The organism is Flavobacterium sp. B167r, assembly GCF_056824315.1.
In genome coordinates this window covers 654,935-679,461 of the sequence record NZ_CP124859.1, presented here as the reverse complement: position 1 = coordinate 679,461, position 24,527 = coordinate 654,935, and the positions used below count along the sequence as shown (strand labels likewise).

General features: G+C 32.0%; 25 protein-coding genes. 21 read left to right on the top strand and 4 right to left on the bottom strand.

Annotated elements, in window-relative coordinates; all coding sequences use genetic code 11:
- Positions 1 to 355: 355 nt before the first annotated feature.
- From QLQ96_RS03290 to QLQ96_RS03255, 8 genes are all read left to right on the top strand, one after another.
- The gene (locus tag QLQ96_RS03290; RefSeq protein WP_482494647.1) at positions 356 to 1,564 is read left to right on the top strand and encodes a hypothetical protein; all 1,209 of its coding nucleotides are present in this window, start codon (positions 356 to 358) and stop codon (positions 1,562 to 1,564) included.
- Between the two features lie 11 nt (positions 1,565 to 1,575).
- Positions 1,576 to 2,073, top strand: coding sequence for a DUF4280 domain-containing protein (locus QLQ96_RS03285; RefSeq protein ID WP_482494646.1), 498 nt, complete (start codon positions 1,576 to 1,578; stop codon positions 2,071 to 2,073).
- Between the two features lie 28 nt (positions 2,074 to 2,101).
- Positions 2,102 to 4,951: an OmpA family protein gene (locus QLQ96_RS03280; RefSeq protein ID WP_482494644.1), complete on the top strand. Its 2,850-nt coding sequence runs from the start codon at positions 2,102 to 2,104 to the stop codon at positions 4,949 to 4,951.
- 81 nt (positions 4,952 to 5,032) lie between these two features.
- Positions 5,033 to 5,953 (top strand): hypothetical protein, encoded by a 921-nt coding sequence (locus tag QLQ96_RS03275; protein WP_482494642.1) that lies wholly within the window; start codon positions 5,033 to 5,035, stop codon positions 5,951 to 5,953.
- Positions 5,954 to 6,064: 111 nt separating this feature from the next.
- Positions 6,065 to 6,733: a hypothetical protein gene (locus QLQ96_RS03270; protein ID WP_482494640.1), complete on the top strand. Its 669-nt coding sequence runs from the start codon at positions 6,065 to 6,067 to the stop codon at positions 6,731 to 6,733.
- Positions 6,734 to 7,051: 318 nt separating this feature from the next.
- A complete protein-coding gene (locus QLQ96_RS03265) occupies positions 7,052 to 7,606 on the top strand; it encodes a hypothetical protein (RefSeq protein ID WP_482494639.1) in 555 nt (184 codons plus the stop codon).
- Positions 7,607 to 7,821: 215 nt separating this feature from the next.
- Entirely contained in the window at positions 7,822 to 8,187 is a 366-nt protein-coding gene (locus tag QLQ96_RS03260; RefSeq protein ID WP_482494638.1) for a hypothetical protein, read from the top strand.
- Between the two features lie 236 nt (positions 8,188 to 8,423).
- Positions 8,424 to 8,843 (top strand): very short patch repair endonuclease, encoded by a 420-nt coding sequence (locus tag QLQ96_RS03255; RefSeq protein ID WP_482494637.1) that lies wholly within the window; start codon positions 8,424 to 8,426, stop codon positions 8,841 to 8,843.
- Here the strand turns inward: QLQ96_RS03255 and dcm are convergent.
- Complete coding sequence (gene dcm / locus QLQ96_RS03250; protein WP_482494635.1) at positions 8,840 to 9,826, bottom strand: DNA (cytosine-5-)-methyltransferase; 987 nt, start codon at positions 9,824 to 9,826, stop codon at positions 8,840 to 8,842. The two genes, QLQ96_RS03255 and dcm, sit on opposite strands and share 4 nt — an antisense overlap.
- A 456-nt stretch (positions 9,827 to 10,282) precedes the next feature.
- On the opposite strand from dcm, the gene QLQ96_RS03245 reads away from it, so the two are divergent.
- Entirely contained in the window at positions 10,283 to 10,531 is a 249-nt protein-coding gene (locus tag QLQ96_RS03245) for a hypothetical protein (protein WP_482494634.1), read from the top strand.
- A 32-nt stretch (positions 10,532 to 10,563) separates the two neighbouring features.
- On the opposite strand, the gene QLQ96_RS03240 is transcribed toward QLQ96_RS03245, so the two are convergent.
- Positions 10,564 to 11,154: a riboflavin synthase gene (locus QLQ96_RS03240; protein ID WP_482494632.1), complete on the bottom strand. Its 591-nt coding sequence runs from the start codon at positions 11,152 to 11,154 to the stop codon at positions 10,564 to 10,566.
- 57 nt (positions 11,155 to 11,211) lie between these two features.
- Here QLQ96_RS03240 and pdxA point away from each other — a divergent pair, with 57 nt between their 5' ends.
- From pdxA to QLQ96_RS03180, 12 genes are all read left to right on the top strand, one after another.
- Complete coding sequence (gene pdxA / locus QLQ96_RS03235; protein ID WP_482494630.1) at positions 11,212 to 12,261, top strand: 4-hydroxythreonine-4-phosphate dehydrogenase PdxA; 1,050 nt, start codon at positions 11,212 to 11,214, stop codon at positions 12,259 to 12,261.
- A 105-nt stretch (positions 12,262 to 12,366) separates the two neighbouring features.
- Complete coding sequence (locus QLQ96_RS03230) at positions 12,367 to 12,909, top strand: YceD family protein (protein ID WP_482494629.1); 543 nt, start codon at positions 12,367 to 12,369, stop codon at positions 12,907 to 12,909.
- 9 nt (positions 12,910 to 12,918) lie between these two features.
- Positions 12,919 to 13,113: a 50S ribosomal protein L32 gene (rpmF, locus tag QLQ96_RS03225; protein WP_008465217.1), complete on the top strand. Its 195-nt coding sequence runs from the start codon at positions 12,919 to 12,921 to the stop codon at positions 13,111 to 13,113.
- Between the two features lie 175 nt (positions 13,114 to 13,288).
- Positions 13,289 to 14,287 (top strand): beta-ketoacyl-ACP synthase III, encoded by a 999-nt coding sequence (locus QLQ96_RS03220; RefSeq protein ID WP_482494626.1) that lies wholly within the window; start codon positions 13,289 to 13,291, stop codon positions 14,285 to 14,287.
- 23 nt (positions 14,288 to 14,310) lie between these two features.
- Entirely contained in the window at positions 14,311 to 14,796 is a 486-nt protein-coding gene (gene accB / locus QLQ96_RS03215) for an acetyl-CoA carboxylase biotin carboxyl carrier protein (RefSeq protein ID WP_482494624.1), read from the top strand.
- Positions 14,797 to 14,907: 111 nt separating this feature from the next.
- Positions 14,908 to 16,254 (top strand): acetyl-CoA carboxylase biotin carboxylase subunit, encoded by a 1,347-nt coding sequence (accC, locus tag QLQ96_RS03210; protein WP_482494622.1) that lies wholly within the window; start codon positions 14,908 to 14,910, stop codon positions 16,252 to 16,254.
- Positions 16,255 to 16,566: 312 nt separating this feature from the next.
- Positions 16,567 to 16,863 carry a hypothetical protein gene (locus QLQ96_RS03205; protein ID WP_482494620.1) on the top strand — a complete coding sequence of 99 codons (297 nt, stop codon included), beginning with the start codon at positions 16,567 to 16,569 and terminating at the stop codon, positions 16,861 to 16,863.
- A gap of 74 nt (positions 16,864 to 16,937) precedes the next feature.
- A complete protein-coding gene (locus QLQ96_RS03200; RefSeq protein WP_482494619.1) occupies positions 16,938 to 17,234 on the top strand; it encodes a hypothetical protein in 297 nt (98 codons plus the stop codon).
- 28 nt (positions 17,235 to 17,262) lie between these two features.
- On the top strand, positions 17,263 to 17,553 hold the full coding sequence (locus tag QLQ96_RS03195) for a hypothetical protein (RefSeq protein ID WP_482494617.1): 291 nt from the start codon (positions 17,263 to 17,265) through the stop codon (positions 17,551 to 17,553).
- Between the two features lie 18 nt (positions 17,554 to 17,571).
- Positions 17,572 to 17,865: a PepSY-like domain-containing protein gene (locus tag QLQ96_RS03190; protein WP_482494615.1), complete on the top strand. Its 294-nt coding sequence runs from the start codon at positions 17,572 to 17,574 to the stop codon at positions 17,863 to 17,865.
- 13 nt (positions 17,866 to 17,878) lie between these two features.
- The gene (locus QLQ96_RS03185; protein WP_482494613.1) at positions 17,879 to 18,175 is read left to right on the top strand and encodes a PepSY-like domain-containing protein; all 297 of its coding nucleotides are present in this window, start codon (positions 17,879 to 17,881) and stop codon (positions 18,173 to 18,175) included.
- Between the two features lie 139 nt (positions 18,176 to 18,314).
- Positions 18,315 to 19,667: a sigma-54-dependent transcriptional regulator gene (locus QLQ96_RS03180; RefSeq protein ID WP_482494611.1), complete on the top strand. Its 1,353-nt coding sequence runs from the start codon at positions 18,315 to 18,317 to the stop codon at positions 19,665 to 19,667.
- 165 nt (positions 19,668 to 19,832) lie between these two features.
- Here the strand turns inward: QLQ96_RS03180 and QLQ96_RS03175 are convergent, their stop codons facing one another.
- Both QLQ96_RS03175 and QLQ96_RS03170 read right to left on the bottom strand, forming a co-directional pair.
- Entirely contained in the window at positions 19,833 to 22,271 is a 2,439-nt protein-coding gene (locus QLQ96_RS03175; protein ID WP_482494609.1) for a hybrid sensor histidine kinase/response regulator, read from the bottom strand.
- Between the two features lie 197 nt (positions 22,272 to 22,468).
- A complete protein-coding gene (locus QLQ96_RS03170; protein WP_482494607.1) occupies positions 22,469 to 24,370 on the bottom strand; it encodes a S9 family peptidase in 1,902 nt (633 codons plus the stop codon).
- Between the last annotated feature and the right edge of the window lie 157 nt (positions 24,371 to 24,527).

Genomic DNA, 24,527 nt, shown 5'->3' with positions numbered 1-24,527 from the left:
ATTAAACCTGACTCATAATCAGGTGGTCCCTGGTTCGAGCCCAGGTGGGACCACTTCTTTAGAAACAAAAGCCTTTACAGAAATGTAGAGGCTTTTTTGTTTTTCAAACATTAGAATATTGTTGGGCAAGATGCGTCTAGGTTTTGTGTTTTAATTGCTTTTTAATCTCATTATTGATTTCTCTCTTTTTAATAATCTGTACAAAGAGAGGCAAAGCACTGGTAGTGAGAAATTTAAAATTAACAAGAAATAGCTTAATTTTATTTTCTTCAAAAAAGCCTTCTTTTTTAGTGTTTGATTTTGATATGTAAGAAAAAGATGTATCTTTAAATCCGAAATAAATCTTGGATTTTATATGATTATTAGTGAGGTTTTAGATGAATTAGGTAAGGTTAAACATAAAACTTACAAAATACAAGATGGTGATACACCGCAATCTGTTGCAGATAAATTGGAAATAGAACTATATGACTTGAGAAGTTATCACAACTTCAATTGCATAGAAGATAGAGATGTAATAAATGCATATTTACCAAATCATCTCGAGTTTATTCTTTTAAAACCTTTAAAACTTAAAGCAAACGGAGAACCTGAGGGAATTCCGCTAGAATATGTGCTTTTTTCAACTAAAGACTATCAATTACCTTTTAGGCCTTCGGGAAAAAATAGCTTTTTAGGGGTTTACACTATTGAAAATGGTGATGTCAAACAATCTATAAAAGAAGAAATCAGCGTTAAGTGGTTAGCTACTGATATAAATAAATATTCTTTCTTTGAAGTAGATAGGATTTCTAAAGTCTATATTGATGAAAAGGAGATAGGCTGTATCGCTGATGAAATAGCAGAAAAAACAAGTCGTGTTTTTTATCCTCTTCAAATTGTTGTAAATGAAAAAGGGAAATGGATTGATATTCACAATTATGATACTATCCAAGAGCGCTGGTATAAAACAAAACCTAAAATTTTAGAGGAATACAAAGGAGAGGAAATTGAGGAATGTTTAAGTCGTTTCGAAATAAAAGTAGAAGATAAAGATGCATTCTTGGAATCATTTACATCTAACTGGTTCTTAAGAGCTTTTTTTAATGGAATTAATATTGAATATAAAGATCAATTAGTTATTGAAAAAAACATCTTCTTTCCCATTAGTAATACTTTTGGCGACACCCGATTTCTTGTTCAACAAGAAATTTCACCAACACTAGACAAGTACAATCTAGTAAATATAACGCAAAAAGGAATTCTCAGTGATCCCAGAACAAAGCAAGATTTTGAGAATGAAACTGATTTTCCTTATGATACATTGTTGGAAGAAAACCCTGAAAAAGCACAAGGTGAATATAATTCATGTTATTTTTTGAATCCTCGCACATACCTTGTTGATAGTTTGTTCTTAGAGTGTAGTATTAAACTTGATGTTCCATTAAGAATAACAATTACTATTTCCAATCTCCAAGATAAGGATAATTTAAAACCCAAATCTAAAATTTCTCTTTATGCTGGCGAGGCAAAGAAATCAGAGAGTTTTTTAGAAACAGTCGCAGATATTTTTAGAGTGAAATAACATATCCTATCATGAGTGAAAAACATATTGTAGTGCAAGGCGCTACGTGTAAGTGTAAATTTAGTGTTGAACCCAAATTTGATAAGCTTAAGGTTAAAACCCAAACCAAGCATTATGCTAACGATAAAGACGGAAAAGATAAATTAATAGCAACAGATAAAGACGTTGGGCAGACTTTAGAGAAAAATACTTTTGGTAAATGCAAAATGCAACCCAATGGAAGCGGTGACTATCTTCCATGCCAAGCTACAATTACAAAATGGAGTGGTTTTTATGAAAAAACAACTCTATCTAATCAAGGGAAATTATTGCTGGAAGATAGTAAAGCTACTTGCCCAATAGGTGGGCCTGATTGTATCGAAATCGATAAACATGGACAAGTTACTGAACCAGGAGAACAGAATTTTAAAAATTCTAATCCTGATGTACAAAATCAAATAAATCCATTATTGGATTTAAAAGGTATGAGTAATCCAAAATTGAAACACTTAGATATAGAAACTGTTTAACTTATTAGTTAGTCATTAAAGAAAAGCTATGGAAAAAGGTATTGAAAGAATAAAGTGGACAGGTGAAGGTAAAGTAGTCTCAAACTACTCTATTCCTAATGTTAAAATTACTATACAAGCTGATCAATTTGTATATTTTCAAATTAGTGAGTGGGCCGATGGCACTACGAAAGCAGAAAGAGCAGAGAATGTTTTTTGGAATTTCCAAACTTATAAACCACGAAAAAGTATACTCGAAACTACTAGATTAGGTAATCAAAAATACGGTATAAAACTACCTAAGAGATTATGTGGTCCTTATTCTTATTATTTAGAGGCCAGTATTCCAAATTTAAAATACTCAAAAAAAGCAGGACTTGCTTTAGGGGGATGGTGTGAATCAAAGATTATAAAAAGCAAGTGGTGTAAGGTTATAGATGGTCCAGATGTTAGTAAATCAAATGTTTTTTCATATGGAGAGACTATTCATTTAAACTTGGATACTGAAGGGCTTAACGGACATAAGAATCTGATTGTTGATATTTATCGTAAAAACGGAAATGAAGGCGAACTCATAAAAGTATATACTAGCGTAGATGTAAATGACGGAGAAATAAATATCGCAATTACAGATACTTTTACATGGTTTGGTAAAATAAAGGAAATTAAAGACGTCGAACAGTTTTATATAAAAGTCAAAAACCCAATAACAAAAAAATATATTCCTAATAGTAATAACGAAACTACACATGCATGTTTTCTAAAGATAAAAAAGAAAATTGAGCCTAGTTTTCCTAAGCCACCTACAAATGTCACGGCTTTCAAAATTGGTGAAGCGGAAAAATACATGAAAAATGCAGGGCATTGTAATTTTAAAAAAATTGTTCTGTATGAAAATGATGAGCCTGTAACTATTTTTGATGAAGGCAAATTCAACCAGCAAATTACAGGTAAAGACCGCTTTATTACAGTAAAACAAATTCATTATGATTTCGATAAATTCAATATCCGCCAAGATGCAAAAAATACAATTGATGAGATAACAAAATTTTTATTAGAATCACCTTATTTACCAGTGGAAATTGGATCTCATACAGATTGTAGAGGTACTGATGAATATAACGATAAACTTTCACATAAGAGAGCTCAAACAATTGTTGATTCGCTTGTTAAAAGCGGAGTTGATATAAATAGAATTTCTGCAAAAGGATATGGTAAAACAAGATTATTGCATTCCGGAGAAAATATATCAGATTACCTACATGAGCAAAATCGCAGAACAACTTTACTATTTAAAGTTTATGGTAATAATGCAAAACCAATAAACATTGACATAATTGCACCAAGCTATAGCCATACTCGTCAAAAAAAAATAAAACTTAAAATACCAGATCAACAGTTTAAAGCTTGCTTCAGGGATGGAAAAAGTAAACATAGTCTAAACAAAAATGTAATTGAAAATACGCAGTATTCATTCAATAAGATAACCTCTTACAACGGTGATACTATTGAGCATCCTGTTTTTTCAATTATCAATTCCGATTTTAAAAACCATTATGTGAAATATTTGTGTAAGTTTTTATTTCCAAAAGAGACTATTAATTATGGTGATATAACAAACGATTATTATTTTTACATCAATTCCTGCGCTTATTATTCAGACAAGACTAAACCTACAGTACACATCAAAACATATCCTGATGTCGTTTGGATAGGACATTTTCAGTATAACTACCAGGATAAAAGTCCTTTTTATTTTCATCAAAAAGAGCTTTCCCTAAAAAGAGGTATAAAACAAGAAATCAAAGAATTAACGGAATCATTATTTGGTAAATTAATGGTATTAATTCCTGGAGGATGGTTAACTAGAGATGTGCTTTTTCCATATGTAGAGAAGCAAGCCGAATCTTATGATGTAGGACTACATGCCATTTACGATAGAACTCTTGAAAAAAAGGAAGAAGCTCTAAGTTTGAAAGGTAACGAAGTAGATTTTATAAAAGAAGACAATACTACTCGGTACATTGCTGCTCTTGTAATTTATGAACTGGTAGCGATAGGTATTATCATCGATTTATTAATGATTTATCTTACCAGAGGTAAAAACTTAGAAGGCAGATTGGTTAGGATTGCAAGCAAAGTAAAAAAAGTTTCTAAATATTTAGATGATGCAGGAGCTGAGTTAGTCCCTCCGTCTATTGCAATAAATACAGGTATGTATTATAAAACGCAGTTAGACAACAGGCTGGCATTAATTTTTGAAGCTGGCCTAAAAGCAGACCCGCTTATAGCGATAAATTTTAAGAAAAAATTTGATTTAAAAGAACTAATTAAACAAAAACTAACTCACAAAGACAATCAGAAAAAACAGGAAGAAATAAAAGCTTTTTTAAAGACTATAAAAACAAATTTAACGGCAACTTTGAGTTTAGTAGGTGAAATTGTAATAGACCAAAGTGTGCAATACAATTTATTGACAAATACCCATACTGTTAAAGATAAACTGGGTAATCTAGTGCAAAACCAAACAGTTATTTATAAAGAAAGAATAAAAGGCACAATGCTTTTGGAGGGTAACTTTTCTAAAAAATTCTTTGAGTTTTCTCCATTAAAAACACAAATTAACGGAAATATCACACTAAAAATGGCTTGTGAATCTCTTGTTCAAACTGAATATGGTTATAATAAAAAAGATAATAAAGGGTTATTTATGGAAAAAAAACTCATTTTTTCGGGACTTAAAGGAACTTTTTTAGGAACTGTGACAGTTGAAAATGATACATTTGGGAAATATGAATATTCTCCAAACGAAGGTAAGCCGATTAATTTTACTTTATTTGATAGCAATACTTATTCTTTAGGCAAAATCTGTTTTTTTAACACTGAAACAAAAAAATAAAACATTATGAAAACAAAATTTATAATTACAACCCTATTTATCAGTTTATTATCGTCTTGCCAGAATAAAACAACAACTATTATGAAAAATCCAGAAATAACAGCAAAAAATATCGTAAACAAATTGGTGTCGGAAGTAAAACATTATGATTATGAACCTATGTATTACTTAACCTTTAGTCAGAATTCCTGTTATTCAGAAATATTGATAAATGATATTCCTGTCTATAAAAATTTTAATCAAGAATCTTCGGGTAGAACATTAGAAGTAAATAATTATATTTTAAAAAGTGGTGTGCAAAAGGTAACTTTTCGTTTGTATCCTGCAGGGAAAATAGGCTCTGCAGACTTTTCTACTTTGGTTTCTGACACCGAAATGAATATTGAGATTGAAGAATCAGACAATGACAAAAAAGAGCTGGAAGGAAAAAAAGTAATGTCTTACCGTACACCGTTTACGACCACAATAAACGAGTACGGAAATCCAATAAGTAAATTTGAGGGAACAAACAAAACATATTATGAAGCAAGTTTTACTTTTAATGCAACAGTACCTTATGAAATAAAAGACTTTGAAAATTTAGAAGACCTTCGCAAATTTGACAAACATATTCTTGAAAAAAAATTATTGATTGAGTATAATAAAACAAAAGAAATATATCAGAATAAAGATTATGATGGAATTGCTAAAATTTCTTATGATAATTTGAAAAATCAATTTGTGGCTAAATATCAAACAAGAGAATATATAACAGATGCTTGGGAGATGTTGATGGGTGCATACAAACTTTCTACCTTTAAAATGCAACCTGTTGAGAATTATAAAATGGTGTTTTTTGCCGATGGGAAACTCGTTGCTTTAATGCATAATTCTAAAGATTCTAGAGTTAGAGGTAATAGCATTCTATGGGCAAAATTTGAAAGAGGAGACGGAGTTGAAACATTATTTTGTAATAGATATTTTTATATGCCGAAAGGGAAAACAGAATTCGAAATTTATTAAAATGAAAAGAATTTTTAATATTATAAATTCTTTGACTAATTTATTAATGTGATTTTAAGAGTCTTGTTAATCAAGCTAAAAGTAATAGAAATTTAAGATAAAAAAACTAGGGTGAAGAAATTTATTAGCGGTATTTCAATTTTTATTTTGATTTCTTCATGTTCGGGCAAAGAAGAGAAGAGGCTACTTATTGATAAAAATAAGAAAGAGGCCAAAGAAAGTATGGCAAGAGAAGTGAAATATTGGAACGATATGTTTTACGAAGAACAAGCGCAATATAAAAAAGATAGTTTGCGCACTGTATCTGAAAGTAAAAGTGAGGATTTAGTAGTTGAAACCATATTTGGTGATTTTAATGGTGATGGTAATATAGAATGCGCATTTATATCGCCAAAAAATGGCTATATTAATTTTTCACCTGAAATTTTAGGTAATGTGACTGCTTTAGGGAAATTAGATTCCAAGAAATCAAAACTTATTAATGAAGGTGATTTAAACAATGATGGCGCAGATGATTTTTCAGTTTATACAAATTTAGATGGTTTAGGCACAATTAATACTTTTATATATGATAGAGGTTTTCCATGGCGAGTATCTCTCAGTATCAATATGAAAAAAGGTGAAAAAGTTAGTGAGGCGGATTTGAAAAAGAGAGTTTTTCGGGAAAACAATGAAATTTATTATTATGAAGATGAGCATGTTGAAGGTGTATATCATCTGCAAAATGCAACTAAATTGGTGAGAAAAAACATTAAAAATTATAAGCTGGATGTTAATTAATTTGAAAAAAACATTCTTTAATTAACCCCAAATTATAAAAATGAAATTTAATAAACAGCAAATTAATAATACAGAAAAAATGTTGCTGTTAAAAAACTATAGGCAAGTATTTTATGGTAATGGAAAAATAATAAATTTAAAAGCTACTAAAATGATACCGTTTTTTTGATTTTTAATGAAAACCATTATTTGAAAAAATGAAAAAATATGTTTAAAGTATAAAGAACTCATTCTGTGCGTTGGAAATAAAAACTGCAAATTGTCTATTTTGCCTTCCAAAAGACGGGGACTAGAGGTGTTTAAAGGCAGATAATAAAAATGATAAAAGAGAAAATTAAAATTGAAGAAGTTGATTTTGTAAAAAAAACATTTAATAAAAGTTTATGGAAGTCATTAATTGTAATGCCTTTTATTCTAATGTTTCTATTATTACCAATTTATTTTTTAATCTTTTTTATTGGCTTGTTTGTATTCAACAATCATCCAGATAATTTAATATCTGTTTATATTATTTCTGTTTTAGGATTAGTAATTCTAAATTTTTTATATGGAAAAATTATTATCAATAAAAGAATTACTAATCAGGAAATATATAAAATTACAGAGGACTTTAATATTCAAAGAAAAGATAACTATACCTATACTTCAGATTCCGCTTCTGATAGTCATTATTTTAGATTATATCTTATAGATGAAAATAATAAAAAAAAAGGAATTTATATAAGTGAGGAAGATTACAAAAAAATAAAAGAGAAGGAAGTAATAACAATTACTTATTTTGAGATAGTAAATATTAGTATAGAAGCTGTTTACAATAATCGAGAATTGGAATATTCACGTTTTTTCTCAAGAAGAAATTGGAAATTATGGTGATGTTATGAATGATGATTGTAAATAATTGCCAAATCAAAAGCGAACTAGCTTTTTTTAAAGATGAAAACAAGGAAAATTACAGAAGAAGAGATGTTGTTCATTAGCAAAGTTTTTAATAAAACTATTAGAAACTCTAGTCTTGTCATTTTATTTTATTCTCTTTTTTTTCTGCTTTTCTTTATTGTTTATTTATAAATTGGATTGAATATGCAATTGTGAAAATTGTATTAATCATTATGTTGTCAATTTTAGGATTTCTGATTTTTAATTCAATATACAGCATTATTTCTCTGAATAGAAAAATTAACACCTGTAATATTGATCGAATAGAGGCTGAATTTGAAGTGCAAAATAAAGACATTCTCACATATACATATGAGCCGTCATCTAATTCAGAATATTTCAAGATATTTTTAATTAATACTTTTAATAATGAAAAGAAAAGAATTTATGTTGAGCAAGAAGACTATAGGGAAATTAAAGAAAAAGATTTAATACAAATTACATATTTTGACAGAGTAAATATCATTTATGAAGCAGTTCATGATGATAATAAAATGAATAAAGTAAGTTTTTTTTAATTCACATAAATTAATTATAATTCAAAAAGCTATAACAAAAATTTAATAGGCCCCTGGTTCGAGCCCAGTTGGAGCCACTCTTTTAGAAACACAAAGCCTTTACAGAAATGTAAAGGCTGTTTTGTTTTTAGCACTTTTTGGGATGTGAAAATTGAAATTTTTGCATTTAAATATTTGAACTTTTATTCTTCTAAAATGCCTTAACTTTATCCATCCGAAACAAATTTAATCTTCAGATGGATAGATTGACTCCCGAACAGAGGAGGAAAACTATGCAGGCGATAAAAAGTACTGCAACAAAAGGCGAAGTAAGGCTTGCTAAAGCATTATGGAAACTGGGTCACAGATACCGAAAAAATAATAAAAAGGTATTTGGAAGGCCTGACATTACTTTTGCCAAATATAAAATTGCCATTTTTGTGGATAGCGAATTCTTTCATGGAAAAAATTGGGAAACAGAGCAATTCAGAATTAAAACGAATCGTGAATATTGGATTCCGAAAATTGAAAGAAATATTCAGCGTGACGAAGAAGTAAATGCTTTTCTAATTTCAGAAAACTGGACTATTTTAAGATTTTGGAGTAAGGAAATTGAAAAAAATCTAGAAGTTTGTCTGGCAAAAATTGAAGGGACAATAATGCTTTTGAGTATTTAAACTTTTTCAGCTTTTAATTGTCTGGCTTCTGCTTTTTCGATGCATTTGAATATTTCAGAAGCAATTCTTTCTATAACAGGCATGCTTACCGAATTCCCCGCTTGTTTGTAAAGGCTAGAATTTGAAATTTTGGGTAGTTTATAATGATCTGGAAAACCTTGAAAGCGAAAACATTCTCTTGGAGTTAATTTTCTAAAACCAAATTCGGTTGTAATAATTGGAACATTATGGCCGCCAGTTCCCATATTTGCTGTTAAAGTAGGGCAGACTTCTTTTTTGTTTTCTCGCACATACTGCCTTCTAAACTGGTAGATCCTGTCTTCTCGTACAACCGCTTCTTTCAGCATATTGTACATGTACTTGTCTTCGGTGTAATAGAATTTTTTATCGACTTTTTCTTTTGTAATTAAATCGGTAACTTTTTTTGTTAATTCTTCTTTGTCGGGAAAATTAAACTTAAAACCTTTTTTTACGAAATTCTTATCAAAAGCAACCATGAAAATTCGTTCGCGGTTGTGCGGAATATTTCCGAAATCTCTGGTGTTTAATATGGCAGAATCAAAAGTGTAGTCGCGTTTTTTGATTTCGCGCTGAATTACTTTCATAGTATTTCCTTTGTCGTGCCCTTTTAGATTTTTGACATTTTCTAGAAAAACCACTTTAGGGCGCATTTCATCAATAAAATCTAATATTTTGAAAAAATGATTTCCTCTACTGTCTTTAAAACCTTTTCTGTGCCCAGCAAGAGAAAATGGTTGGCATGGAAACCCTGCAGTGAGAATATCAATTTTATTGAGATCTTTAACGTCGATCTGCATTACATCTCCTTCAATAAGAGTGTGTTCAAAATTATTTCTATAAGTAACGCAGGCTTTTTTGTCAAATTCATTTGCCCATTCTAATTTAAAGCCAGCATTTTCAAAACCTAAACAAATACCTCCCACGCCTGCGTATAAACTTCCGACTGTATATTGGTTTTTCATTTGCTTATTGGGTTGTGAGTTTGAATTTGATTTTTTAGAAAGGGTTAAATTTATTTCTACAAATATATTAATTTGAGAACATTCTCTTAAATGTATTTATAATTTGGAATCCAAACTTCTTTTTTTAACGTAAATGTAACTGTGAAATTTTTTTCACTGAGTAAAAAAAATGTATTTTTGCCAAAATCAGGAAATTCTTATAATCGTATGCTTTTTGTACATGGTTGTGAAAAAGAGATTTAACCCCGTAAAAGGGATTTCTGAAAGGAATGCTGGAAATTTTTAAAAGAAATGTTAAAATTTGCTTCTCCTTTTTTGATTTAAAAGTTGGTTTTATGCAAAAAACTTATACTTTTGTTCCAGATTTTGGAGGTGGAAATGCATTGTGCGAAATTTCCATTAAAGAATATTTGTTAATAATTATCTAGACTTGCTGTAAAGCAATAGCTTGAATTTATGAAAGATCTAAAAGCCCCATTTTTAGTAATTGCCTTATTATTAAATGTTTTATTAGCATCTGCGGAAACTGCTACGAATCCTCCAACACCAATGGCCGCTAAGGCTACAGACGAGGATTGTCCGCCTCCCCTCAATTGCGAGGCAGACATGCCAATAGATCAGAATATTGTTTTTCTAGTAATCTGCGGTTTGGCTTTAGGCGTTACCGTAATATATAAAAATCAAATAAAAAAAGCTTCAATTTAAATTGAAGCTTTTTTTATGAAAAATGGAAAACGTTATTTGTTGATCGAATAAAGTCTAGAAATATATTTTCCGACTACATCAAATTCAAGGTTGATCTTTGTTCCAACTTTGAAATCTTTAAAATTAGTGTGCTCATAAGTATATGGTATGATTGAAACACTAAATTCATTTGTTTTAGAATTTACTACAGTAAGACTTACTCCATTTACGGTAATCGAGCCTTTCTCAATTGTAATATTGTTTAAATTTTTGTCGTACTCAAAAGTATAATTCCAACTTCCGTTTGCTTCTTCGATTTTGATGCAAGTTCCTGTCTGGTCTACGTGACCTTGTACGATATGTCCGTCTAAACGGTCGCCAAGCTTCATTCCTCTTTCCAGATTTACAATATCGCCAGTTTTCCAGTCGCCAATATTTGTTTTTAGAATAGTTTCGTCAATTGCAGTTACAGTATAAAGAGAATCTTTAATTGCAACGACTGTAAGGCATATTCCGTTGTGCGAAACGCTTTGGTCTATCTTTAATTCGTGGGTAATTGATGAGTCAACTGTTATGTGAAGATTGTTTTGGTCTTTCTGAATTTCGTGAATCCTGCCAAGTGTTTCTATAATTCCTGTAAACATTGTAGTTTTATTTTACTAAATTTGCACATCAAAATTAGTAATAAATAAACTGAGCTCATGAATAAAAAAGCAGAAAATATAATTGTTGGAATTTCGGTAGGAGATTTAAACGGTATTGGAAGCGAAGTTATACTGAAAACATTCGAGGATTCTCGTATGTTGGAATTATGTACGCCGGTTATTTTTGCAAATGCTAAAATTCTTTCATTCGTTAGAAAAAGCTTTACATCGACAGTTCAATTTCATGGAATTGATAAATTGGACCAGATTATACCTGGAAAAATAAATGTTTTGAATCTTTGGAGAGAAGGAGTTGATATAAATTTTGGTGTAAACGATCCTAAAATAGGAGAGTATGCTATAAAATCTTTTACGGCAGCGACAAAAGCTTTGAAAGATGATGAAATAGACGTTTTGGTAACAGCTCCTATAAATAAATACAATATACAGTCTGAGGATTTTAAATTCCCTGGACACACAGATTATCTAGATAAACAATTAGAAGGCGACGCGCTTATGATGATGGTTCAGGATAATTTGAGAGTAGGTTTGATTACAGATCATGTTCCTTTAAATGAAGTCGCTTCTCATTTAACGGAAGAATTAATTACTAAAAAAATTGAGACAATAAGAAAATCTTTAGTTCAAGATTTTAGTATAGTAAAACCAAAAATCGCAGTTTTAGGTATAAATCCTCATTGCGGAGATGGTGGTGTTATAGGTAAAGAAGATGATTTGGTTTTGAAGCCTGTTTTGAAAAAAATATTCGATTCTGGAACGATGGTTTTTGGTCCATTTCCTGGAGATGGCTTTTTTGGAAGCAGTCAATATGAAAAATACGATGCTATTGTGGCAATGTATCATGATCAAGGATTAATTCCTTTTAAGACATTATCATTTGGAAAAGGAGTGAATTATACAGCAGGTTTAAATAAGGTGAGAACCTCTCCAGACCACGGCACAGCTTATGATATTGCTGGAAAAGATATGGCAGATTACAATTCATTTAAAGAAGCAATCTACCTTGCGATAGATATTTATCGCTCGCGTAATCAGTATGAGGAGATTAGCCAAAAACCTCTTAAAATAAAAGAAAAACAGTTATAAACAAAAAAAGGTGAATAAGATTATTAGATTTGTAATAATTTTATATCTTTGCACCCCAATTCAGATATCTAGTTTTAGAACTGAATTGTTCAAATTGATGTTGAAATGAGCAAAACAAAAGAATTTTTAATTCCTTTCGTAGGATTAAAACTAGGAAAACACCATTTTGAGTATCAGATAAATAACGAGTTCTTTAAGAATTTTGAGTACGATGAGTTTCAAAATTCAGATATTAAAGTCAATTTACTTTTCGATAAGAAAAGTACTATGTTAGAATTAGAATTCAAACACAAAGGAACAGTAAATGTACCATGTGATCTAACAGGCGAAGATTTTGATTTACCTATTAAAGGGAAAATGAAATTAATTGTTCGTTTTGGAGATGAGTTTAATAATGAAAATGAAGAGCTGCTGATTTTGCCGCACGGAGAGTTTGAAATAGATGTAGCGCAGTATATTTATGAAATGATCGCGCTTTCTGTACCTCAAAAAAGAATTCATCCTGGGGTTAAAGATGGAAGTCTTCAGACAGAAACTTTAACAAAACTGAATGAGTTGAGTGTAAAAGAACAAAAGGAAGAGAGTAACAAAGAAGAAGATATTGACCCGCGTTGGGAAAAATTAAAGAAACTATTAACGGATAAATAATATAGTAAAATGGCACATCCTAAGAGAAAAACTTCGAAAACAAGAAGAGATAAGAGAAGAACACATTACAAAGCTACTGTAGCTCAAATCGCTACATGTCCTATTACAGGTGAGGCGCATTTATACCACAGAGCTTACTGGCATGAAGGTAAAATGTACTACAGAGGGCAAGTTGTTATCGATAAATCTGAAGCGGTTGCTTAATACGTTTTTGTAAATTATACTAGAACTCTCACATAGTGAGAGTTTTTTTTGTTGGTTATAATTTTCGTTTTTTAGGAAAATATAGACAAATTCGTTACGTTTTTTTTTGTAATTTTCGAGTCTTTTAAAAATTTTTCAAATTATCATTAATTTGAAAGGAAAATAATAGAATATAATGAATACAATCACAGCCGCAATTACCGCTGTTGGAGCTTATGTTCCTGACTTCGTTCTTTCGAACCAAGTACTAGAAACAATGGTTGATACCAATGATGAGTGGATTACCGCTCGAACAGGAATTAAAGAAAGAAGAATTCTTAAAGATGCTGATAAAGGTACATCGTATCTTGCTATACAAGCAGCAAAGGATTTGATTGCAAAAGCAAATATTGATCCGCTTGAGATTGATATGATTATTATGGCAACTGCAACACCAGATATGATGGTGGCTTCTACAGGAGTATATGTTGCTACAGAAATCGGAGCAACAAATGCATTTGCATATGATTTGCAAGCTGCATGTTCAAGTTTCTTGTACGGAATGTCAACTGCTGCTGCGTATGTTCAGTCAGGACGTTACAAAAAAGTACTTTTAATTGGTGCAGATAAAATGTCGTCAATTGTAGATTATACAGACAGAGCAACTTGTATCATTTTTGGTGATGGAGCTGGTGCAGTACTTTTTGAACCAAACTATGAAGGTTTAGGTTTGCAAGATGAATATTTAAGAAGTGACGGTGTAGGACGCGACTTCCTTAAAATTCCTGCGGGAGGTTCTTTGATTCCACCTTCGGAAGATACTGTAAAAAACAGACAGCACAATATCGTGCAAGATGGTAAAACAGTTTTCAAATATGCTGTAACTAATATGGCAGATGCCAGCGAATTGATTTTGAAAAGAAATAACTTGACAAATGAAGACGTCGACTGGTTGGTGCCGCACCAAGCAAATAAACGTATTATTGATGCTACTGCTGGAAGATTAGAATTGGAAGATTCTAAAGTTTTGGTAAACATCGAAAGATACGGAAATACTACTTCTGGAACTTTACCATTAGTATTAGCTGATTTTGAAGATAAGCTTAAAAAGGGAGATAACATTATCTTTGCCGCTTTTGGTGGTGGATTCACTTGGGGATCTATCTATTTAAAATGGGCTTACGATAAGAAATAAATTAAAACTAAAAACGAATCATTATGGATTTAAAAGAAATTCAAAACCTAATCAAATTTGTTGCAAATTCGGGCGTTGCAGAAGTGAAGTTAGAAATGGATGATGTAAAAATCACTATCAGAACAACTTTAGAAACAAATGTAACTGAGGCAACTTATGTACAGCAATTGCCAACTCAGGCAGCTTTACCTCAAGCGGCAGTTCCGCAAGCAACAGCTCCAACAGTTGTAAATGTAACTCCAGAAGCAACAGCTACTAACGATTCTAAATATATCACTATAAAATCTCCAATTATCGGAACATTCTATAGAAAACCATCTCCAGACAAACCAGTTTTTACAGAAGTTGGAAGCACAATCGCTAAAGGAGATGTTCTTTGTGTAATTGAGGCAATGAAATTATTCAACGAAATCGAATCTGAAGTTTCTGGTAAAATTGTAAAAATTCTTGTTGACGATATGTCTCCAGTAGAATTTGATCAACCTTTATTTTTAGTAGATCCATCATAAATAAATTTAGATTTTAGATTTTAGATTTTAGATTGATTCGCGTAAGAAATTTTGTTAATCATCTAAAATTATCTAATTATCAAAGTTGTCTAATTATCTAATTAAAGTAAGATGTTTAAAAAAATATTAATTGCGAATAGAGGAGAAATTGCACTACGTGTAATTCGTACATGTAAGGAAATGGGAATCAAAACTGTTGCAGTTTACTCTACAGCCGATGCAGAAAGTTTACATGTTAAATTTGCTGATGAAGCGGTTTGTATTGGCCCTCCTCCAAGTAACTTATCGTATTTGAAAATGTCAAATATTATTGCAGCTGCAGAAATTACAAATGCAGATGCAATTCACCCAGGTTATGGATTTCTTTCTGAGAATGCTAAATTCTCAAAAATCTGTCAAGAGCACGGAATTAAATTTATCGGTGCTGCTCCAGAAATGATCGACCGTATGGGAGATAAAGCTTCTGCAAAAGCTACAATGAAAGCTGCAGGAGTTCCTTGTGTGCCAGGTTCAGACGGATTATTAGAATCTTACGAACATGCACAAAAAGTAGCTAAAGAAATTGGTTACCCAGTTATGATGAAAGCTACCGCTGGTGGTGGCGGAAAAGGAATGCGTGCAATCTGGAAAGAAGAAGAGCTTTTAAAAGCTTGGGAAAGCGCTCGTCAAGAAGCTGCTGCTGCATTTGGAAATGACGGAATGTACATGGAAAAACTTATTGAAGAGCCACGTCATATCGAAATTCAAGTTGTTGGAGATTCTTACGGAAAAGCATGTCACCTTTCTGAAAGAGATTGTTCTGTTCAACGTCGTCACCAAAAACTTACTGAAGAAACACCTTCACCTTTCATGACAGACGAACTTCGTGCAAAAATGGGAGAAGCTGCTGTAAAAGCTGCTGAATTCATTAAATATGAAGGAGCTGGAACTGTAGAGTTTTTAGTGGACAAGCACAGAAACTTCTATTTCATGGAAATGAATACTCGTATTCAAGTGGAGCACCCAATCACAGAACAAGTTATTGATTATGATTTGATCCGTGAGCAAATTATGGTTGCAGCTGGAATTCCGATTTCTGGTAAAAACTACCTTCCACAATTACACGCTATTGAAGTTCGTATTAATGCTGAAGATCCTTATAATGATTTTCGTCCTTCACCAGGAAAAATTACTACGCTTCATATGCCAGGAGGACATGGAGTTCGTTTAGATACTCACGTGTACTCAGGTTATAGCATTCCGCCAAACTACGATTCTATGATTGCTAAGTTAATTACAACGGCGCAAACTCGTGAAGAAGCTATCAGCAAAATGCGCAGAGCTTTGGATGAATTCGTAATCGAAGGTGTGAAAACTACAATACCTTTCCACAGACAATTAATGGATGATCCAAAATATATTGCAGGAGATTATACAACTGCATTTATGGATACATTTAAAATGAATAGTCCAGAATAATTTAAAGGCCGTCAATATTGACGGCCTTTTTTTATAAAACTAAAACTAAAACTAAAACCAAATTCCAAACTTGAAATTTGGATTTTTTAAATTTTGGAATTTAATTTTCCCTAAGGTTACACTTTAAGTGTTTACTTTTTACACACTTATTTTCTCATTTACACACCTTTTAAGTTTTATCTTTTTTTGCTATATTTGATGTAAAGCCTTTTAATACAGGTTTTTATGATCTTTGGCATAGCTCTTTTCTTTTACGGCATAATAATTTCATTACTTAAAGCGTAAACAACTATTAATTTAAATATATACGTTATGAAAAAATTATTTTTATCAGCCGCAATTGTTTTAGGAAGTTTAACTTCATTCGCTTCAACTACATCAGCAATCAATACAAATGTAAAAGTGGTTTCTATTGAAGACGAGTATACTGAAATCAAATTAGAAGAATTACCAGCTGCTATTACAGACGCTTTGAAAAAAGCATATCCTGAGGCAGTAATTACTAAAGCATATAAAAACGAAAAAGCACAGTATAAACTTGATGTTACTGTTGGAGACAAAGTAGGAAATCTTTTTGCTAATGCAGACGGAACTTGGGTTAAACAATAATCTAACTTGAGATTTTGTGAAAATCCAGATCAAGAATACTAAGATCAAATTAACTATATTAAAAAACAACTATCATGAAAAATTTATTTTTATCAGCCGCAATCGTTTTGGGAGGTTTAACATCATTTGCTTCAACTTCGCCAATTTCAAATACAATCGTAAAAACAATCTCTATCCAAGATGATTATACAGAAATTAAATTGGAAGAAGTTCCAGCAGCAGTAACAGATGCTCTTAAAAAAGCATATCCAGATGCAGTGCTTTCTAAAGCCTATAAAAATACAAAATCTGAATACAAGCTTGATGTAACTGTTGGAGACAAAACAGGAAATCTTTTTGCTAACGCAGATGGAACTTGGATTAAAAAATAATTAAGTCTAACCCTAAAAAACTATTACTATGAAAAAGTTAATCTTATCGGCAGCAATTGTTTTTGGCAGTTTGTCGATGAACGCAGAAACCCCTGCTGCAACCAATCAAATGGTGCAGACAGTAAATGATCAGGATGGATACAAAGAAGTAGATGGAGTTCCAGCAGCCGTAAAAAAAGGCTTAGATGAAGCTTATCCTGGTGTAGTGCTTGAAAAAGCATGGGTAAATGAAAAAAAGGAGTATAAAATTGAGATAACTGTTCGAGGTGAAAAATCGATCGTTTATACAGACGCTTCTGGTAACATTCTTAAAAAATAATTTAAACCACTAAATATTATGAAAAAGTTAATCTTATCAGCAGCGATCGTTTTAGGAACTTTATCGGTGAATGCCGCAGTTCTTCCAGCGATCTCAATTACTCAATCAGCAATTTTTCAAGATGGATATACTGAAGTAGCTGCAGACCAAGTGCCTGCCGCTGTGAAATCTACAGTAGAAAAATCGTTCCCAAATACTAAGCTTGAAAAAGCTTATAAAAATGATAAGAACGAGTACAAACTTGAAATCTCAAGTGGAGAGAAAAAATATACAATCTTCACTGATGCTTCTGGAAATATCATTAAAAAATAATTAAATCAGCATCATGAAAAAACTAATCTTATCAGCAATAGTAATTTTTGGAACTATGTCAATGCATGCAAATGTGTTACCTGTTTCTCAAAACGCTAAAGCAACTGTAACTATTCAGTCAGAATATACTGAAGTTACAGTAGATGCTGTGCCTGCAACTGTGAAAACAGCTTTGCAAACTGCTTATCCAGGAGCAAAACTGGACAAAGCATTTATAAACGATAAAAAAGAGTATAAACTCGAAATATCAGTTGGTGACCAAAAGGCTACTGTCTATTCAGATGTCAATGGTAACTGGTTGAAGATATAAATTAGGTGAATTTAGATTTATGTTTTTGGTGAAAAAGAGATTGCGTCGTGCAATCTCTTTTTTTTTTACATATTTTACATAAATTTATGAAATAACAAGTTTAATAATATTATTTTAGCAAAAAAGTCCCTAAAAGCAAATGCCGAAGATATTACTGATAGAAGATGATATTGCGTTCTGTAAATTATTAGAGAAATTTCTAATTAAAAAAGCGTATGAAGTAACCACTACTTTCTCTGCTGCAGAAGCGCGTGAAGCAGTTAAAAACGAATCATTCGATTTGATTTTAACAGACCTTCGCTTGCCTGATTCTGACGGTATCGGACTTATGTCTGAATTTAAAAATTCCCACCCGCATATTCCTGTTATTTTAATGACGGGTTACTCTGATGTGAATACTGCTGTTAAAGCTATCAAAAATGGCGCAGCAGATTATATTTCTAAACCATTCAATCCAGACGAAGTTCTTCTTGTAATTACTAATGCGTTACAAGCTCCAAAAGAGGAAGAAGAACAAGCTCCTGTAAAAGAAAAAAAGACAGCAAAAAAGCAATCTCCATCAGGAGAGAATGAATATGTAAAAGGAATTTCGGTTGCATCCAAAAAACTTCTGGATCATATTCAATTGGTAAGTCCAACTGATATGTCGGTTTTGATTATTGGCGAAAGCGGAACAGGAAAAGAAATCATTGCAAAAAGCATTCATCAGCAAAGCAGAAGAAAAGACAATAATTTTATTGCGGTAGATTGTGGAGCGATTCCAAAAGAATTAGCAGCAAGTGAATTTTTCGGACATTTAAAAGGATCTTTTACTGGAGCAATCAACGATAAAAAAGGATATTTTGAAGCAGCAAATGGCGGAACTTTATTTTTGGATGAAATTGGAAATCTTTCATACGAAAATCAAATTCAGTTATTGAGAGCGCTTCAAGAAAGAAAAATTAAACCCGTAGGAAGCAATAAAGAAATAAACGTCGATATACGCATTATTACAGCTACAAATGAAGATTTGCGTGAGGCAGTAAAAAACGGCGATTTTAGAGAAGATTTATACCATAGAATCAATGAATTCTCGATTCAGTCGCCATCTTTAAAAGACCGAGGCGAAGATTTAATGGTTTTCGCAGATTATTTCCTCGAAAAAGCCAATCAGCAGCTTCATAAAGATGTAATCGGATTTTCTCCAGAAGTGGTTTCTATTTTTCAAAATTATTCGTGGCCAGGAAACTTGAGAGAATTGCAGAATTGCGTAAAGCGTGCAACTCTTTTAACTCGAGGTGATTTTATAGAAAGTGAAGTGCTGCCAGCAGAATTTTTCCAGATTCAAAATCAATCTGCTTCAACTGAAGTTTTTTCCTTGTCTGAAAACGAAAGAGAAACTATTATTAGTGCCTTATCAAAAACGCAGAACAACAAATCTGAAGCGGCAAAATTGCTGAAAATTACCAGAAAAACACTTTACAACAAATTGAAACAATATAATATCGAATAAAAAAAGCAACTCCTCTAGAGTTGCTTTTTTAGTTCCAGCGGAACGAAATATTATAGAAGATATATTTGCAATAAGACGAGAAGCGACAACTATTATTACAATAAAAGAATCGTATTCAAACATAGCCCAAGGTTTCAACCTTGGGGACATGGAGAGAAGAAAGATTTAAACTTCCTGTTTCAATTCGTTAAAAAGAACTTCAATTTTTTCGCTTAAATCACTGTATGTCGCTTTTATATCGATGGTGTTTAAATCTTCTTTTTCTAAATTCTTTAAAATTTCGCCAATTTCATTTGCCTGAATTTGTTTGAACATTGGAGCAATACGATGCGCAATCGATTTTATTTCATCATGATTTTTCTCTTCCACAGCAATTTTTAAAAGTGCTACATTATCTATTGAAGTTTCAATAAAAGAGTTTAAAACTTCTTTCAAAGCCGATTCGTCTTGGCCTAGAAAATCTTTTAAAGTTTCTAAAGAATAGATTTGAGAATCATCTTTGTTTGGATTTTCGGTAGACTCGGTTACTGGAATTTCTTCATGATCTAAAATATGCTGAATTGTTTCCAGTAAAATTTTTGGCGAATAAGGTTTCTTTATAACAGTTGTAAAACCAGCATTTTTATATACAGAAAGATCTAAATCGGTACGGCCAGTTAATGCAATTACAGGCTGATTTTTGAAAACTGTTTCAGGAAGCTTGCGAAGTTTTTCTAAAAATAGAAATCCGTCTATTTCTGGCATTTGAATATCGGTAATGACAAAATCAAACGGCGTAATCTGAATCGTTTCTAAAGCTTTGGTAGGATTGGTAAACGAAAAAACCTGATGTTGCTCTTGTCTTAAAACACCGCTTGTTAAATTCAAAAGATTAATGTCGTCATCAACAACAACAAAAGTTTGTTTCTTGGTGTTTTTTGCCGTCTTTGGCTTAAGTTCGGCGACAGGAATGGGTTGGCTATTGTCAAATAACAAAGGAAGTTGGATAACAAATGTGCTTCCTTTTCCGAAAATACTTTCTAAGCTTAAATTTCCGCCCAAAATAGAAATAATCTTCTGGCAGATTGATAAACCTAAACCAGTTCCGCCATATTTCTTTTCGATGTTTTCGTTTGCTTGAGCAAATTCTTCAAAAACCAATTTCTGATTGACTTTTTCAATTCCGATTCCAGTATCTTGAATTGAAATCGTGAAGGACTGATCGTCATTCGCGTAAGCGGCAATTCGAATATGGCCTTCTTCAGTAAACTTGTAAGCATTTCCGACAATGTTGGTCAGAATTTGTTTTAAACGAAATGGATCGCCAACAATACGTTTCTGAAATTGCTCATCAACATTTATAATTAGATCAATATCTTTTTGTTTGTAAACGGTTTGAATATTTCTCGCAACATCTTCAATAATTTCTGGTAATGAAAATGGAACTTTTTCTATCGAAATTTTTCCGGCTTCGATTTGCGAAAAGTCCAATAAATCCTGAACAAGCTGCGTAATATATTCAGACGAATTTTTAATATTTTTAATGAAATACGATTGTTTAGTGTTGACATCTGAATTGCCTAAAAGTTCAGAATAACCGACAATCGTACTCAAAGGCGTTTTCAAATCATGACTTACGGTTGAAATTAATTGTTCACGGCTTTTCAGCAGATTTTTTGTTTTGAAATTGGCAATTTCCAGCTGTTTTTTATACAATTGAGATTTCGAATAATCGCTAACAATTAGAATCGAGAAAAAGACAGTCAGCAACAAACCGATAACCGCAGAAGCCGTTACAATTTCGTTGACTCTTTTTAATGATTTTTCTTTTAATGAATTGCTTTTGATCGAATTGATGATAATTTCTCGCTCGATAATTCGAAGGATTTTTCTCAGCTGATCTGAAATCGCAATTTCATTCTGAAGCAATTTGTTTTCTTCAAAATTCAGAGATTCTTTCTTTTTTTCGGCTTTTATTTTTACCGAACTCAGAAGTTTTTTAGAATTTGCCAAAATAGAATCAGAAGCTTTTTTGCTCAGCGTGTTGGTACTGTCATCTGGAATATTCGAATTTAAATAATCCACATATTGCTGTAAAACACTTCGCTGATAACTTCCCAATTGATTTGGATTTTTGGTAAAATCCTGAAGTTCAAGTTTTCTTAAATTAAACTCCATTTTCGTGATTTCATCAATCGCATTATTTACAGAAGTTTCATCGTCTGCTTTATTCTTGATTTCTCTTAACTGTTTGATGTTTTTTGTTTTTTCAGACAAAAAATAAGTCACACTGTCTAGAAGTGTTTTTTGGTATTCGGTAGTAACAACTTGTTTTAAAGTATCGATGCGTTTGCGAAGTGAATCGGTTTCGATCAGATAATTTTTAAAATCTTTTTCGGAGTTGTTTTGAATGGTCTGTCTCGCTAAACTTTCTGTTTTATAAACATTAGAATACAATCTGCTGACTCTGATGATTTTGGTCTTTTCTAAAGCAATCTTGTCTTCTAGTTTATTGTAAACGACATTTTCAGAATAAAGAAACCATCCAACTGTAACAACCAAAGCCAATAATGCAACATAACTGAATAAAACTTTGATTGCGGTGTAACTTCTTTTGGTCTCCATATTTTGCTGAAGGATTTGAGGGAATTAAGGCTCCGATACCGAAACTTCGGGACGGGATTAAAAGATTGCAATTTATCTAAAAAAATCTGTTTTACGAAGAGTAAATTTACCCGATATGTTATATAATTGTAAGGTTTGCAAACAAAAACAGCCGTAGATTATGTAAATCTACGGCTGTCAAAATGTTGTTTTATAAATTACAAAGTTTCATCTAACCATTTGAAGAATTCACCTTGCCAAACTTGAGCGTTTTGTGGTTTTAAAACCCAGTGATTTTCGTCTGGGAAATAAACAAATCTACTTTTGATTCCTCTTAATTGAGCCGCTTGAAAAGCTTCTTGTCCTTGTCCAATTGGCACACGGAAGTCTTTTCCACCTTGGAAGATCAAAATAGGTTTGTTCCAGTTCTGAACCAAAGTTGCAGGATTGAAAGTTGTATATGCTTTTTGCGCTACAGCGTTATCTTTTTCCCAATATGGTCCGCCAAAATCCCAGTTGTTAAAGAAAACTTCTTCTGTTGTTCCTAACATTGAAACGGTATTGAAAACTCCATCATGAGCAATAAAAGTTTTGAAACGGTTTTTGTGGATTCCAGCTAAATAAAACACAGAATATCCTCCGTAACTAGCACCAACACATCCTAAACGGCTTTTGTCAACATAGCTTTCTTTAGCAACATCATCGATTGCAGAAAGGTAATCGTCCATAACTTGTCCGCCCCAATCTTTACTGATTTGCTCGTTCCATTCAACACCATGTCCTGGCATTCCACGACGGTTTGGAGCAACAACTACATAACCTTTAGCAGCCATTAAAGAGAAATTCCAACGGAAAGAATACGATTGTGTCAACGGACTTTGTGGTCCACCTTGGCAGAATAATAAAGTTGGATATTTTTTTGAAGCATCAAAATTTGGAGGAAGAATTACCCAAACTAGCATTTTTTTACCGTCGGTTGTTGTAACGTAACGTTTTTCTGTTTTGCTTAATGCTAAAGTTTTATACGTATCTGTATTTACATTTGAGATTTGTTTCCAAGTGTTTTTCTTTAAGTTGAAAGAATAAATCTCACCTGCATGATTCATGTCAGTTCTTGTAACAATGATATCATCTCCTGCAAAACCAACTAAATCATTTACGTCAAAATCTCCATTTGTTAACTGGCGAACGTTGATTGCGATTTTAGTTAAACCTGGAAAATTAACTGAGAAAAGTTGTTTTGTCCCGTCAACTGGAGCAACAAAAAATACTGTTTTTCCGTCTTTGCTCCAGATAAAATTATCTACAGTTCCGTCCCAGTTTGCAGTTAAGTTGGTTTTGATTCCTTTAAATTCAACAATAATATCATTTTTATCAGACTCGTAACCGTCACGTTTCATTTGCAACCAAGATAAATTTCCTGTTGGAGAAAATTGTGGTGCAGTGTCGTAACCTAAATTACCATCTGTTTTATTAGTTGTTTTTTGAGTTTCTAAATTGTACTCATAAATATCGGTGTTAGTAGAAATTGCATAAGCAGTTCCTGCTTTTTTCTTGCAAACGTAGAAAATACTTTTGCTGTCTGGCGACCAGATATAATCTTCGTCACCGCCAAAAGGTTTTTGCGGAGAATCGAAAGTTTCACCTTTTAAGATGTCAATTCCTTTTGCGCCGTCTTTGTTTTCTTTATAAAAAACATGGTTAAATTTCCCTTCGTTCCAAGTATCCCAATGACGATAATCTAATCCATCATAAATTTGAGCGTCAGATTTGTCAAGGCTTGGGTAAAAATCTTTACCCAAAACTTTATCGATTTTTACTTCGTCATTATAAACCACAAATTTTCCGTCAGGCGAAATATTTTTGTCTTTTAAAACATCTTTTGTGTCTTTAATTTCAGTCGCATTACCTCCGTTTACTGGAATAATATAAAGTTTAGAAGTCGATTTGTTATCGGCTACAGAAGGTGTTGAAACCTTGTAAACAATATTTTTTTCATCTTTCGAAAGTCCGAGCGGAGTTACTCGTCCTAATTTCCATAACAATTCCGGAGACATTACATTTTGTCCGATAGCATTTAAACTCATCATTATTAAGGTTGTTACTACTACTTTTTTCATAATCAATTATTCTGTTTTATTGTGCGCTAAAAATACAACTTTTAAATCCCAAATTGTTAAATTTCAAATCCCAAAAATTGTTAAAATTTGAAATTCAAAATTTCAATTTGTCACCCTGAGAGAAGTCGAAAGCACAACGTAAAGAGGCTTCGACTTC